A 14,154-nucleotide genomic window follows, 5' to 3' on the forward strand; every position below is an offset into this window, starting at 1 on the left:
GCACAGTCATGACGCACACCGGCCTCGTCGCACGGGTGCTGATCGATTCCCCCCTGCCGCAACTGGACCACCTTTTCGACTACGGCATACCCGCCGAACTGGTCGGGCAGGTGGCCGCTGGCGTGCGCGTGAAGGTGCCGTTTCGTTCCGGCGGTCGCGTCGTCGACGCCTACGTGATCGAGGTGTTCGATCCGCGCGCCCCGCGAGGGGTTGTCGATTTTGAAGCGGATGGCGCCTACCGCGGCGCCCTCAGTGAGCTCGACTCGGTCGTGTCCACGGCCGTCGTGCTCACGCCTGACGTCTGGAAACTGGCCCGCCGCCTAGCGGATCGGGCGGCGGGGAACGCGAGCGACATCATCCGTCTCGCTGTTCCGCCCCGCCAGGTGCGAGTCGAAAAGGCCTGGTTGGCCGCGATGTCTGAGCCCGTCGAGACCGCCATTCCGGCACCGTCACCCGTCCTTATCGCCCTGGCCACCCCGGCTTTCGTCGGCTACCCGACCGGCCGCCTCGACACCGCCATCGTGGAGCACCACCGGGTCGCCGTCGCTGCGATCCCCGAACTCACCCAGCTCGAGGACGGCACTTCCATCGGACGCTGGGCGAAAACTCTCGCCGAACTCGCCGTCGCCACCCTTGGCACCGGGCAGAGCGCCATTCTGTGCGTTCCCGACTTTCGCGACCAGGACCAGGTGCAGGCCGCCCTCGCCCAGCTTGCCCCCGACCTTCCGCTGAGCCGGGTCGACGCCCGCCAGCCCAACCCCGACCGGTACCGTGCCTTCCTGGCCTGCCTCGAATCCGCGCCGCGAATCATCCTCGGCAACCGGTCTGCCGTGTATGCCCCGGCGCACGACCTCGGCCTGATCGCTCTCTGGGACGACGGCGACCCGCTCTACACCGAGCAGCTCAGCCCCTACGTCAACACCCGCGACGCCGCCCTCGTGCGCCAGCAGGACGCCGACTGCGCCCTCGTGCTGCTCGGCCACTCCCGCAGTGTCGAGACCCAGCGCCTGGTCGAGCTCGGCTACGTCAGCGAGGTGAGTCCCGCCGTCGACCGGCACCCGCGCATCATTCCGACCGATTTTCAGTCCGAGCCCGATCAGCAGGCTCGTGCGGCCCGCATCCCCTCGGCCGCCTGGCAGGCCGCCCGCGAAGCGCTCCAACACGGCCCCGTGCTGGTGCAGGTCGCCAGCCCCGGATACGCGCCCATGCTCGCGTGCCAGAGCTGCAAGAAGGCCGCCCGCTGCACGCACTGCCAGGGACCGCTCGGCCTCAAATCGGCTTCGTCCGTGCCGTCCTGCCGGTGGTGCGGCGCCCTGGCCGCCGGCTGGACCTGCCTGCACTGCGAGGGCACCAAACTGCGCGTCGTCACGCTCGGCACCGGCCGCACCGCCGAAGAACTCGGCCGCGCCTTCCCGGGGGCGCGAGTGATCGTCGCCGACGGCGAGCACACCGTGCAGACCATCGGCCCGCAGCCGGCCCTCATCATCGCCACCCGCGGCGCCGAACCGCTGCCGACCGGCGGCTACCGGGCCATCCTCATTCTCGACGGCGAACGCATGCTGGCCCGCGAATCCCTTCGCGTCGGTGAAGACTGCCTGCGCTGGTGGGCCAACGCCGCCGCCCTCGCTGCACCCGGCGCGCCCGTACTGCTCACCGGAGTCGGCGGCGCCCTGGCCCGGGCACTCAACTCCTGGCGGCCCGACACGTTCGCCGCGAGCGAGCTGGCCGACCGTCGTCAGCTGCGCTTTCCGCCGGCCGTGCGGGTTGCGTCCGTGACGGGAACCGCCGCTGACGTCGACGCTGCCCTGGCCGATCTGGCTGCGGTCGCCGGCCTCGACGTGCTCGGTCCGGTGGACACCGAGCCGCCCCTGGTGCGTGCGGTCGTGCGGTTCGGTTACGCCCGAGGCGATGAGGTCGCCCACGCGCTCAAGGCGGCGGTCGTGCGCAACGCGGCCAGGCGTCGCAAGCCGAAGTCCGGCTCGTTCCAACCGGCACCTACACTTAAAGTTCGATTCGACGACCCGGAGCTGCTCTAAATGAAACTCGTCTTTGCTGGCACGCCGGAGGTCGCCGTCCCCAGCCTCACTGCCCTGGCCGGGACCGATCATGAGATCGTCTCCGTGATCACCCGAGCGGATGCCCCCCTCGGCCGCAAACGCACCCTTACCCCGTCGCCGGTCGCGCAGGCTGCGACCGAACGAGGCTACCCGGTGCTGAAGACCAACCGGCTCGATGCGGAGGCGACCGATATCATCAGCGCCCTGCAGCCCGACCTCGGCGTCATCGTCGCCTACGGCGGAATCGTGCGCGAGCCGCTGCTCTCCGTTCCCCGCCTCGGCTGGATCAATCTGCACTTCTCAATCCTGCCGCGCTGGCGCGGTGCATCGCCGGTGCAGCGTGCCGTCCTGGCCGGCGATGAACTCACCGGTGCTGCCGTGTTCCAGCTCGTGCCCGAACTCGACGCCGGTGCCGTGTTCGGCAGCTTCTCCCGCCCCGTCGGAGCACATTCCACATCGGGAATACTTCTGGAGGAACTGAGCCATAGCGGAGCGGACCTGCTGCTGCGAGTCGTCGACGAGCTCGCCGCCGGCACCGCCGTTGCCGTCCCGCAGACCGGTGAGGTGACTCTCGCGCCCAAACTGGTGCGGGAGGACGCGCGTATCGATTTCGGCCGGCCGGCAGCGTCCGTCTACAGTCACATTCGTGGCGTGACACCCGAACCGGGCGCGTTCACCACCGTGAACGGCGCCGTTCTGAAACTCCTCGAGGTCGCGCCGAGCGCCCTCGAACCCCATCTGCCTGCCGGAACCATTCTGCAGCTCGATAAAGCAGTGCTCGTGGGCACGCAGACCGAACCGCTGGTTCTGCTGCGCGTGCAACCGGCCGGAAAGACAGCAATGACAGCAAACGACTGGTGGCGCGGAGTGGGAGCAGAATCGGTGACGGCTTCATGAGCGATGATCGCGCGCGTATGGATCGTGCCGGCACGACGCCGGCCCGCTCTCGCCAGGCCCCGGCCGACTACGTGCAGCCGGCCCGCCGCATCGCCTACGAGGTGATCGCCGCCGTTCGCGAGTCCGACGCCTACGCCAACCTGCTACTGCCGACCCGCATTCAGCGCGCCGCCCTGGGCACAGCGGATGCCGCCCTCGCGACCGAGCTCACCTACGGCACCCTGCGCATGCAGGGGTTCTACGATCGCGTCATTGCCCTTGCCGCGAACCGGCCGGTGAGCGCCATCGACCCCGCCATTCTCGATGTACTGCGTCTCGGCGCCCACCAGCTGCTCGCCACCCGCGTCGCGACCCACGCCGCGGTCAACGAATCCGTCTCGCTCGCCAAACAGGTCGGCTCTCGCTCCGCGACCGGCTTCACCAACGGGGTGCTGCGCACCATCGCCCGGTCGAGCGTCGAGGAATGGCGCGAGCGCGTGCTCGAAGGGGCGGTCAACGTCGACGACCGGCTCGCCGCCGAATACTCGCACCCGGCCTGGATCGTGCGCGCCTTCCGCCAGGCGCTCAAAGCTGAAGGCCACGAAGACGAGCTCGCCGACCTGCTCGCTGCCGACAACATGGCCGCCAAGGTCAACATGGTCGCACTGCCCGGCCTCGCCACCGACGCCGACCGTGAACGACTGGGCCTCGCCGACGAATTCTCCCCGGTCGGTTTCGTGCTGGATTCCGGAGACCCGTACCACTTGGTGACCGCCACGGAGGGTCGCGTTCGGGTGCAAGATGAAGGATCGCAGATCGCTGCCTTGGCGCTCAGCCGGGCCAAGCCGATCGTTGCGGGGGAGCGTTGGCTCGACCTGTGCGCCGGCCCCGGTGGTAAGGCCGCCCTGCTCGCCTCCGAGGCGCGCGCCGGGGGAGCCGAACTCGTGGCGAACGAGCTCGTTCCCGCGCGGGCAACGCTCGTGCGCACTGCCCTGCAGGCTCTGCCGGAGACCGTTCCGGTCTGGGAGATCGACGGCACCACCATCGGTCAGACTCATGCCGACACCTTCGATCGCATCCTGCTCGATGCCCCCTGCACCGGCCTCGGTGCACTGCGCCGCCGACCGGAGGCCCGCTGGCGCAAGCAGCCCCAAGACGTCGCCGACTTGGCCGGCCTGCAGTCCGGGCTCCTCGACGCGGCTCTGCTCGCGCTCAAGCCCGGCGGCATCCTGGCCTATGTCACCTGCTCGCCGCACACCGCCGAGACCCGGGCGATCGTTGCCCTCGCCGTGCGCAAGGCCGGCGGCAGCGTGACCGCGCTCGACACCGCGGCCGTCGTGCAGTCCTTCAGCGCCGCCAACCTCGACCTACCCGCCGATACCGGCAGCGTGCAGCTCTGGCCGCATCGCCACGGCACCGACGCGATGTTCATCACCCTGCTGCAGCGCGCCCCCTAGCCCCACGTCTTTTGGGCTCGTTGCGTCCAGCGGATGAGCACCCCCGAAACGGGTGCGCGCTAGGCCCGTTACCGTAGCGGCCACTCAGATCGTGCGCGGTCACGCCCGTGGGTGCGCCCCCAGCCGTCGGGCGCCGCGATTGCCGCACAGTCCTAGCCCGATCGCACACTCGATAAGCTGAGCGGATGGCTACCCGCATCAATCCGAGCATCCTCGCCGCCGACTTCGCCAATTTCGAGAGCGAGCTGGGTCGCATCCGCTCGGCCGATCTGGTGCACGTCGACATCATGGACAACCACTTCGTGCCGAACCTCACCTTCGGACTCGGTATGGTGCAACGGCTGCAGCAGGTCTCGCCGCTGCCGCTCGACATCCACCTGATGATCGACGACCCCGAGCGTTGGGCGCCCGGCTACGCCGAGGCCGGCGCCTACTCGGTCACCTTTCATGCCGAGGCCACGACAGAACCGGTCGCGCTGGCGAGAAAATTGCGCGAGATCGGCGCCCGCGCCGGTCTCGCGCTGAAGCCCGGCACCGATGTGACGCCCTACCTCGACCTTCTCCCCGAATTCGACCAGGTGCTCGTCATGACCGTCGAGCCCGGTTTCGGTGGCCAGAGGTTCATGCACGAAACCATGCCGAAGCTTGCCCAGCTGCGAACAACGGTGCAGAACAGCGGCCTCGACGTCTGGCTGCAGGTCGACGGCGGCATCACCGCGCAGACCATCGAGATCGCAGCCGCGGCCGGCGCCGACACCTTCGTGGCCGGTTCCAGCGTGTTCGGGGCCGAGAATCCGGCCGCCCAGATCGCCCTGCTGCGCCAGAGCGCGGCCAGCCACCGTCACGGTGCGGGTAACCTAGAGTCGTGAAAACATTTGATGACCTTTTCGTAGAACTGAGCGACAAGGCCGCCACCCGTCCAGAGGGCTCCGGTACCGTACGCGAACTCGACGCCGGCGTGCACGCCATTGGCAAGAAAATTGTTGAGGAAGCCGCCGAAGTCTGGATGGCGGCCGAGTTTCAGAGCGACGACGAAACCTCCGCTGAGATCTCCCAGTTGCTGTACCACCTGCAGGTCATGATGATCGCCAAAGGGCTCTCTCCGGCCGACATCTACCGACATCTGTGACCCGCGCCAGCGCACCAGCTGGCTCGAAATCAGTGAATAGTCGCGTGATCCAAAACCGAGAAAGTACCCCCATGCTGAGAATTGCCGTGCCCAACAAGGGCTCGTTGTCTGAAACCGCCGCGCAGATGCTCACCGAAGCCGGCTACACCGGCCGTCGCGACCCGCGCGACCTCGTTACCGCCGACCCCCGCAACGGGGTCGAGTTTTTCTACCTGCGCCCCCGTGACATCGCCACCTACGTGGGATCCGGCGCCCTCGACGTCGGTATCACCGGCCGCGACCTGCTGCTCGACTCGCACTCCAAAGCCGTGGAGATCGCCAGTCTCGACTTCGGCGATTCCACCTTTCGTTTCGCCGGTCCGGCTGGCCGCTTCACCGAGCTGAAGCACCTCCACGGTCTGCGTGTCGCCACGAGCTACCCCGGCCTGGTTGAACGCTTCCTCGCCACCCACTCAGTGACCGTCGACCTCGTGGAACTCGACGGCGCCGTCGAATCGGCCGTTCAGCTCGGCGTAGCGGATGCCGTCGCCGACGTCGTCTCCACCGGCACGACCCTCCGCAAGGCGGGCCTCGAAATCTTCGGACCGGTCATTCTCGAGTCCACCGCTGTCTTGATCAGCTCCACCAACGACAAGGCCGGCATCGATACCCTGTTGCGCCGCCTGCAGGGCGTACTCGTGGCCCGCCAGTATGTGCTGCTGGACTACGACATTCCGGTCGCCCTGCTCGACGCTGCGGCAGCGCTTGCTCCGGGCATCGAATCGCCGACGGTGTCCTCGCTGCACGACCCGGAGTGGGCCGCCGTGCGCGTCATGATCGCCCGCCTCGACATGAACAACGTGATGGATGCCCTCTACGCCCTCGGCGCCCGGGCCATTCTGGTCACCACCATTCACAACGCCCGCCTCTAAGAACCCCGCGAGAGGATAAACAGCATGACCCTGAGTGTGCGCGTCATTCCCTGCCTCGACGTGGCCAACGGTCGTGTCGTCAAGGGTGTTAACTTTCAGAACCTGCGCGATGCCGGCGACCCGGTCGAACTTGCGCGCCGGTACTACGAGCAGGGCGCTGACGAGCTCACCTTCCTCGATGTCACGGCCACGGTCGACAACCGCGCGACCACCTACGACGTGGTGCGAGCCACGGCCGAGCAGGTGTTTATTCCGCTCACCGTCGGCGGCGGTATTCGCAGCGTCGAAGACGTCTCGCGCCTGCAGGCGAGCGGTGCCGATAAGGTCGGCGTCAACAGCGCCGCGATCGCCCGACCGGCCCTGATCAATGAGATCGCCGACCGGTTCGGCGCCCAGGTACTCGTGTTGAGCCTCGATGTGAAGCGCTCCCATCGCACCGAGAGCGGCTTCATCGTCACCACCCACGGCGGTCGCACCGAGACCGACCTGGATGCCGTGGCCTGGGCTCGGCAGGCGATCGAGCTGGGCGCGGGGGAGCTCCTGGTCAACTCGATCGACGCCGACGGCACCAAGGCCGGCTTCGACACCGAACTGATCGCGCTCATGCGGGCCAACAGTCGGGTTCCGGTGATCGCCTCCGGTGGCGCCGGCCGGGTCGAAGACTTTCCCCCCGCTATCCGCGCCGGCGCGGACGCCGTGCTGGCGGCATCCGTTTTTCACAATGCACAACTGACCGTAGGCGACGTGAAGCGCGAGCTGTCCGACGCCGGAATGCTGGTGCGCTGATGAGCGCCGAACTCACTACCCAGCTTGACGCCGCCGTCTTCAACGAATCCGGCCTGCTGCCCGCCGTCATTCAGCAGTGGGACACCCACGAGGTGCTCATGCTCGGCTGGATGAACCGCGAGGCGCTGCGCCGCACCCTCACCGAAGGGCGCGTCACCTTCTGGTCGCGCAGCCGGCAGGAATTCTGGCGAAAGGGCGACACGTCGGGCCACGCCCAGTACGTACACTCGGCCGCCTTCGATTGCGACAATGACACCCTGCTCGTGCAGGTCGACCAGGTTGGGGCGGCCTGCCACACCGGCTCGCGCACCTGTTTCGACGGGCGCGACCTCGGTGCCGGCTCCATGGAAAGGCCCACGGAATGACAGCCACCACCCCGGCCGTAACGGGCGCCCGCACCGCCGGCTCCACAACCCGGGGCCAGTTCGATGCCCTCCGTGACGCGCATCGGGTCATTCCGGTCATTCGGGAGCTCTTCGCCGACGGTGAGACCCCGGTCGGCATATACCGCAAGCTGGCCAACGGTTTGCCGGGCAGTTTTCTGCTCGAGTCCGCCGAACAGGGCGGCATCTGGTCGCGCTTCTCCTTCGTGGGGGTGTCGTCGTTCGGCGTGCTCACCCAGGAGGGCGACAACACCCGGTGGATCGACTACGGTCTCTCCGCCGACCGGGCCTTGGGCTCCGCCGCAGAGCTGGGCCCGCTGGCAGCCCTGGCCTATCTGTTCGACCGCTGGCAGACGCCGCGGTTGCCCGAACACCCGCCGCTGACCGGTGGCCTCGTCGGTTTCATCGGGTGGGAGGCGATCCGTCAGATTGAACGCCTGCCGCATCAGCCGCCGGCCGACTACGACGTACCCGGTCAGTCCTTCAGCTTCGTCGCCGACCTCGTCGTACTCGACCACAAGTACGGCACCGTGCAGCTCATCGCCAACGTCCTGAACGACGGCACCGACACGCCAGACACACTGTGGGCGGATGCGACGGCTCGCCTGGATTCCCTGCAAAAGCGCCTCGCCGCGCCCGGGGAATCCTGGCTAGCCGAGGTCGACCTGCAGGCACCGAGCGCGCCGAGCAATCGCACCACGCGCGAAGACTTTCTCGCCGCCGTCAACATCGGCAAGCAGCACATCGTCGATGGCGATGTTTTTCAGGTCGTCATCTCCCAGCGCTTCGACCAGGTCTGCACCGCGCACCCAATCGACGTCTACCGGGTGCTGCGCAGCCTCAATCCGAGCCCGTACATGTACCTGCTGAGCCTGGAAACACCGAGCGGAGACCCGTACTGGATCGTCGGGTCCTCACCCGAAGCCCTCGTCAAGGTTCAAGACCAACGTGTCTTCACCCATCCGATCGCCGGCTCGAAGCCGCGCGGCACCACACCGGATGCCGACGCCGACTACGCGATCGAACTAGCCGGTGACCCCAAGGAACGTGCAGAGCACCTCATGCTCGTCGACCTGGCCCGCAACGACCTGCTCAAGGTCTGCACGGCCGGATCCGTTGAAGTGACCGAGTTCATGCGCATCGAACGCTTCAGTCACATCATGCACCTGGTCTCCTCGGTCGAGGGCAACCTGGTGCCCGGCAAAACCGCGATCGACGTCTTCCGCGCCACGTTCCCGGCTGGAACCTTGTCGGGCGCTCCGAAACCGCGGGCTCTGGAGATCATCGACGCCCTCGAACCGGCCCAGCGCGGCGTGTATGGGGGAGTGGTCGGCTACTTCGGCTTTGCTGGTGACGCCGACCTCGCCATCGCCATTCGCACCGCGACGATCAAGGACGGCATCGCCCGCGTGCAGGCGGGTGGCGGCGTCGTCACCGATTCCGACCCGGCCTCCGAGTACCAGGAATCCCAGAACAAGGCCGCCGCACCATTGCGTGCGGTCGCCGTGGCCAACGCGATGCGGAGGGTTTTCTAATGGTGCCCGATACCCCGACAGAAACAGCCAAACGGATGTCGCCCCGTCGGCTCAAACTCATTCTCATCCTCACCATTCTGGGTGCGAGCGCACTGGCATTGCTGGCCTGGACCCAGGTCTGGGTCCACGCGGAAGTGGGACTTCCCGACGCTGGCACCCAGGTGCTGCAGATCGACGGAGCCATCGCCGCGCCGGCGCTGACGGCACTCGCGCTCTGCGGTTTCGCCCTGGCGGGTGCCCTCACCATTGCCGGTCGGCTCATTCGCATCGTGCTCGGCGCCCTCGAGGTATTGCTCGGGGTGTCGGTGTTTCTCGCCGCGTTCCTCGCGGTCGACGACCCATCGCGAGCCAGTGCCGCTGCGGTCACCGCAGCGACGGGCATCGCCGGACATGAATCCATTCAGCTGAGCGTGCTCGGCACAGTTGTCACGCCGTGGCCATACGTCGCCATGGCGGCGGCGGTACTCATGGCCGCCACCGGGGTGATGGTGATCCTGACCAGCGCGCGCTGGCCTGGCCCGACCCGCAAGTACCAGGCCGTGCGTTTTGAATCGGTCGCCTCAGCCGACGGTTCCGTGCCGGCTGCGCCCTTCGTCGGCGACTCGCCGCCCGCACCGACCGCCGCGAGCGACTCGGTCGGCGACTGGGACGATCTCAGTCGCGGTGAAGACCCGACCGCTCGCTGAAGGCGGGCCGTCGCTCCGCTAGACTTGACCCGCTGGTCAACGCACGCAGTGTTAACGTATTTACGAGGAGAACCATGAGCATCGATCTGTCAGATCCCGGACACGGCCACTCCCCGGCGGCCTGGACCGCGGTCATCATCATGCTGGCCGCTTTCACCATCGGCACCACAGCCTTCTTCTTCGAGCTGGTCTGGCTCGTCTGGGCGTCCTTCGGACTGCTCATCGCCGGCGTCATCGTCGGCTACGTACTCAGCAAGGTCGGCTACGGCGTCAATGCCACGTCGCCCGGCCACTGACCGGCTGCAAAGAGACCTTGTGCTTCAAGAACTTCTCGCCGGCTCGGTATCCGATGCCGAACAACGCCTCCTGACTCGCCCGCTGGCGACCGTCGAGACGGCGGCGCGCGCCCACGCGCCCGCACTCGACGCGCTGGCGGCCTTGGCCCCGGCTGATCGCGTCAAGATTCTCGCGGAAATCAAGCGGGCCAGCCCCAGCCGCGGTTCCCTGGCGGCCATCACCGACCCGGCAGCACTTGCTGTCTCCTATGAGACCGGCGGGGCGAGCGCTATCAGCGTGCTAACCGAGGGTCGCCGCTTTCACGGCTCACTGACCGACCTCGAACAGGTGCGGGCTGCGGTGGGCATTCCTATCCTCCGCAAGGACTTCATCGGAACCCCGTATCAGGTGTTCGAAGCGCGCGCAGCCGGCGCCGACCTCGTGCTGCTGATCGTGGCCGCGCTCGATCAGGCCACCCTCGTCTCCCTCCACGATCTCATTCGTGAGCTCGGCATGACCGCCCTGGTCGAAACGCACAGCGGCGACGAAGTGAGCCGCGCACTCGACATCGGTGCGAGCCTGGTCGGGGTCAACGCCCGCAACCTGTCCACTTTTGAACTCGACCAGAACCTCTTCGAGACTCTGGCCGACAAAATTCCGTCCGGCGTCATCCGAGTCGCCGAATCCGCCGTCAAGACTGCCGCCGACGTCGCGCACTACCGTGCAGCCGGCGCCGACGTCGTCTTGGTCGGCGAAGCGCTCGTCACGAGCGACCCCATCCGAACCCTCTCCGAGTTTTTGGCGGTTTAAATGTCTTTGCGAAAAGAATCCTTGCGTGCGCAGTCCGGCCCGTATTTCGGCGGCTTCGGCGGCCGGTTCGTGCCCGAATCCCTCGTGGCGGCGCTCGATGAACTCACGGCGGAATACGAACTCGCCAAGAACGATCCCGCCTTCGCCGCGGCCCTGATGGAGTTGAACGTCAACTACGCCGGTCGCCCCTCGATCATCACCGAGGTTCCGCGCTTCGCCGAGTACGCCGGCGGCGCCCGCATCATCCTCAAACGCGAAGATCTCAATCACACCGGCTCGCACAAGATCAACAACGCCCTGGGCCAGGCCCTGCTCACCAAGCGCATCGGCAAGACCCGCGTCATCGCGGAAACCGGAGCCGGCCAGCACGGCGTGGCCACGGCCACCGTCGCCGCCCTCTTCGGGCTGGAGTGCGTCGTCTACATGGGCGAGGTCGACACCGAACGCCAGGCCCTCAACGTGGCCCGGATGCGCCTGCTCGGTGCCGAGGTCGTTCCGGTCAAGACCGGCTCGCGCACCCTGAAGGATGCCATCAACGACGCCATGCGCGACTGGGTCACCAACGTTGAGACCACCAACTATATTTTCGGAACCGTGGCCGGCCCGCATCCGTTCCCCGCCATGGTGCGTGACTTTCAGAAGATCATCGGTGAAGAAGCCCGTCAGCAGGTGCTCGACCTGACCGGCAGCCTGCCGGATGCTGTCACAGCCTGTGTCGGCGGCGGCTCCAACGCCATGGGCATCTTTCATGCCTTCCTCGACGACCCGGATGTCGCCCTGTTCGGCTATGAGGCGGCCGGCGACGGCATTGACACGCCGCGGCACGCTGCCACCATCACCAAGGGGCGTCCCGGAGTACTGCACGGCGCCCGCAGCATGCTGCTGCAGGACGAAGACGGCCAAACCATCGATTCCCACTCCATCTCGGCCGGCCTCGACTATCCGGGGGTCGGACCGGAGCACGCCTGGCTCGCGAGCATCGGCCGGGCCACCTACCTGCCGATCAGCGACGACGAGGCGATGAGCGCCCTGCGCCTGCTCAGCCGCACCGAGGGCATCATCCCCGCGATCGAGTCGTCGCACGCCCTCGCCGGCACCCTCGAACTCGGCCGTGCGCTCGGCCCTGAAGCGACCATCCTGGTCAACCTCAGCGGTCGCGGCGACAAAGACATGGAAACAGCGGGCCGGTACTTCGACCTCCTCGACGAAGGCGCTGACCAGTCATGACCACCCCCGTTTTTCGACATGGAACGACGAGCGGCATGGTGAGCTCGGTCGAACAGACCATTGCCCGCCGCCGGACCGAGGGCGGGGGAGCCCTCATCGGCTACCTGCCGGTTGGTTTCCCCACCCTGAACGAGAGCATCGACGCGGCGGTGGCCCTCGTCGCCAACGGCGTCGACATCATCGAACTCGGCCTGCCCTACTCCGACCCCGTGATGGATGGCCCGGTCATTCAGGCGGCAACCCAGCAGGCACTGGCCAACGGGTTCAAACTCCGCCACGGTTTTGAAGCGATCAGGGCCATCACCGAGCAGGTCGACGCGCCCGTTCTGGTGATGACCTACTGGAACCCGGTCGTTCAGTACGGAGCTGAGCGTTTCGCCGATGACCTCCGGGCCGCCGGGGGCGCGGGTCTGATCACCCCCGACCTCATTCCCGATGAAGCCGCCGACTGGATGGCCGCGAGCGAGCGCACCGGACTCGACCGGGTGTTCCTGGCCGCGCCGTCCTCGTCCGATGCCCGCCTGGTGCAGGCGATCGAAGCCAGCCGCGGATTTGTCTATACCGTCTCAACGATGGGTACCACCGGTGCTCGCGCGGGCGTCGATGCCGCCGCTCGTACCCTGGTGGAACGCCTGCGCGCCGCCGGCTGCACGAGCGCCTGCGTCGGCCTCGGCATCTCCACCCCCGAGCAGGTCCGTGAGATTCTCGGCTACGCCGACGGCGCCATCGTCGGCTCTGCGCTCGTGAAAGCGCTCACCGACGGGGGAGTACCCGCCGTTGCCCGCCTGGCGCTCGAACTTGCCGCCGGCGCGAACGATATTCGCCCGCCGTCGCCGCCCCGGTAAATTGTCACTTCGGTAGATCCAGGCGCGTTCTACGCTAAATTGTTCGAGGCGATCGATTCGCCCCAGGTGGCGTGAGTCACGATGAAAGGTAGTACCCAGGTGTCTTTGAGTCTTCTGAGCACGAGCATCCCGAGCCCCGCGTGGAGCTTCTTTGACCTCGGTCCGTTCCGCATTCACGCCTACGCGCTGTGCATCCTTGCCGGAATCATCCTCGCGACGATCATCACGTCGCGCCGCCTCACCAAGCGCGGCGCCGAGCCGGGAGTCGTACTCGACATCATCCTCTGGGCCGTGCCGCTCGGCATCGTCGGTGCGCGTATCTACCACGTGCTCACCCACCCGGGCGACTACTTCTTCGAGGGAGCCGATCTGCTCCGCACCCTGTATATCTGGGAGGGCGGCAACGCGATCTTCGGCTCCCTGATCGGTGGTGCCGTCGGTGCCTGGATCGGCTGCCGCCTGGCCGGTATCCGCTTTTGGACCTTCGCCGACGCCGTCGCACCCGCGCTGCTCGTCGCCCAGGCGACCGGCCGGCTCGGCAACTGGTTCAACCACGAACTTTTCGGGCTGCCGACGAGCCTGCCGTGGGGCCTGGAAATTGACCCAAGCAACCCGGCATTCCCGGTGGGGCTGCCGGACGGCACGCTGTTCCACCCGACTTTTCTCTACGAAATCATCTGGAACCTGCTTGGTGTTGCCGTCATCCTCTATCTGGAACGCAAGTTTCGCCTGCGTTTCGGGCAAACCCTGGGCGCCTACCTCATCTGGTACGGACTGGGTCGCAGCTTTTTTGAATCGATTCGCATTGACCCGAGCGAGATTTACTTCGGAATCCGCACTAACGTCTGGGCGGCCATGGCGGCCATTGCCGTCGGTCTGATCATTATTCTGGTGCAGCGTCACCGTCACCCCGGCCTCGAGCCCAGCGCCTATGTGCCCGGTCGGGAATGGATTGGTCCGGACGCTGGGGTAGAATTTGAGGACAGCGATTCGGATGATCTTGATCAAAGCTCCGCGGATCAGAGCGATGATGCCGATGAACGCACCGAATCACCCGAGGCTCCAGCCACAAGCACGAGCGCTTCGCGTCTGTAGAGTTCGTTCGCTGACATCCAGCCAACACACACGTAGCGCCGCCCGAATGCGGGCCTGACCCGAACCGGGCAAGCGTTATAT

General features: G+C 67.0%; 15 protein-coding genes. All 15 read left to right on the forward strand.

Annotated elements, in window-relative coordinates; genetic code table 11:
- The first annotated feature begins 8 nt into the window (after positions 1-8).
- The 15 genes from CXY77_RS08405 to lgt all read left to right on the forward strand — a co-directional run bounded on the left by CXY77_RS08405 (position 9) and on the right by lgt (position 14,073).
- Positions 9-2,036, forward strand: coding sequence for a hypothetical protein (locus CXY77_RS08405; RefSeq protein WP_104090385.1), 2,028 nt, complete (start codon positions 9-11; stop codon positions 2,034-2,036).
- On the forward strand, positions 2,037-2,954 hold the full coding sequence (gene fmt / locus CXY77_RS08410) for a methionyl-tRNA formyltransferase (protein WP_104090384.1): 918 nt from the start codon (positions 2,037-2,039) through the stop codon (positions 2,952-2,954).
- The gene (locus CXY77_RS08415) at positions 2,951-4,390 is read left to right on the forward strand and encodes a transcription antitermination factor NusB (protein ID WP_104090382.1); all 1,440 of its coding nucleotides are present in this window, start codon (positions 2,951-2,953) and stop codon (positions 4,388-4,390) included. The genes fmt and CXY77_RS08415 overlap by 4 nt, the downstream gene beginning before the upstream one ends.
- Positions 4,391-4,575: 185 nt before the next feature.
- The gene (rpe, locus tag CXY77_RS08420; protein WP_092340072.1) at positions 4,576-5,259 is read left to right on the forward strand and encodes a ribulose-phosphate 3-epimerase; all 684 of its coding nucleotides are present in this window, start codon (positions 4,576-4,578) and stop codon (positions 5,257-5,259) included.
- Entirely contained in the window at positions 5,256-5,519 is a 264-nt protein-coding gene (locus tag CXY77_RS08425) for a phosphoribosyl-ATP diphosphatase (protein ID WP_092340073.1), read from the forward strand. Before rpe ends, CXY77_RS08425 begins: the two co-directional genes overlap by 4 nt.
- A 71-nt stretch (positions 5,520-5,590) precedes the next feature.
- Positions 5,591-6,430, forward strand: coding sequence for an ATP phosphoribosyltransferase (gene hisG / locus CXY77_RS08430; protein WP_092340074.1), 840 nt, complete (start codon positions 5,591-5,593; stop codon positions 6,428-6,430).
- Positions 6,431-6,454: 24 nt separating this feature from the next.
- Positions 6,455-7,216: an imidazole glycerol phosphate synthase subunit HisF gene (gene hisF, locus CXY77_RS08435; protein WP_104090381.1), complete on the forward strand. Its 762-nt coding sequence runs from the start codon at positions 6,455-6,457 to the stop codon at positions 7,214-7,216.
- Entirely contained in the window at positions 7,216-7,581 is a 366-nt protein-coding gene (gene hisI / locus CXY77_RS08440) for a phosphoribosyl-AMP cyclohydrolase (RefSeq protein WP_092340076.1), read from the forward strand. The genes hisF and hisI overlap by 1 nt, the downstream gene beginning before the upstream one ends.
- Positions 7,578-9,134, forward strand: a complete 1,557-nt coding sequence (locus tag CXY77_RS08445; RefSeq protein ID WP_092340077.1) for an anthranilate synthase component I — start codon at positions 7,578-7,580, stop codon at positions 9,132-9,134. The genes hisI and CXY77_RS08445 overlap by 4 nt, the downstream gene beginning before the upstream one ends.
- Positions 9,134-9,820 (forward strand): Trp biosynthesis-associated membrane protein, encoded by a 687-nt coding sequence (locus tag CXY77_RS08450; RefSeq protein WP_092340078.1) that lies wholly within the window; start codon positions 9,134-9,136, stop codon positions 9,818-9,820. The genes CXY77_RS08445 and CXY77_RS08450 overlap by 1 nt, the downstream gene beginning before the upstream one ends.
- 74 nt (positions 9,821-9,894) lie before the next feature.
- On the forward strand, positions 9,895-10,116 hold the full coding sequence (locus tag CXY77_RS08455; RefSeq protein ID WP_092340079.1) for a DUF6704 family protein: 222 nt from the start codon (positions 9,895-9,897) through the stop codon (positions 10,114-10,116).
- Positions 10,117-10,135: 19 nt separating this feature from the next.
- Positions 10,136-10,906: an indole-3-glycerol phosphate synthase TrpC gene (trpC, locus tag CXY77_RS08460; protein ID WP_092340080.1), complete on the forward strand. Its 771-nt coding sequence runs from the start codon at positions 10,136-10,138 to the stop codon at positions 10,904-10,906.
- Entirely contained in the window at positions 10,907-12,133 is a 1,227-nt protein-coding gene (trpB, locus tag CXY77_RS08465) for a tryptophan synthase subunit beta (protein ID WP_104090378.1), read from the forward strand.
- A 35-nt stretch (positions 12,134-12,168) separates the two neighbouring features.
- Positions 12,169-12,978, forward strand: coding sequence for a tryptophan synthase subunit alpha (gene trpA, locus CXY77_RS08470; RefSeq protein WP_199181904.1), 810 nt, complete (start codon positions 12,169-12,171; stop codon positions 12,976-12,978).
- A gap of 105 nt (positions 12,979-13,083) precedes the next feature.
- Positions 13,084-14,073 carry a prolipoprotein diacylglyceryl transferase gene (gene lgt / locus CXY77_RS08475; RefSeq protein ID WP_233197321.1) on the forward strand — a complete coding sequence of 330 codons (990 nt, stop codon included), beginning with the start codon at positions 13,084-13,086 and terminating at the stop codon, positions 14,071-14,073.
- Positions 14,074-14,154 lie beyond the last annotated feature (81 nt).

The sequence above is a fragment of the Cryobacterium sp. N21 genome (assembly GCF_002929575.1).
GTDB lineage: Bacteria > Actinomycetota > Actinomycetes > Actinomycetales > Microbacteriaceae > Cryobacterium > Cryobacterium flavum.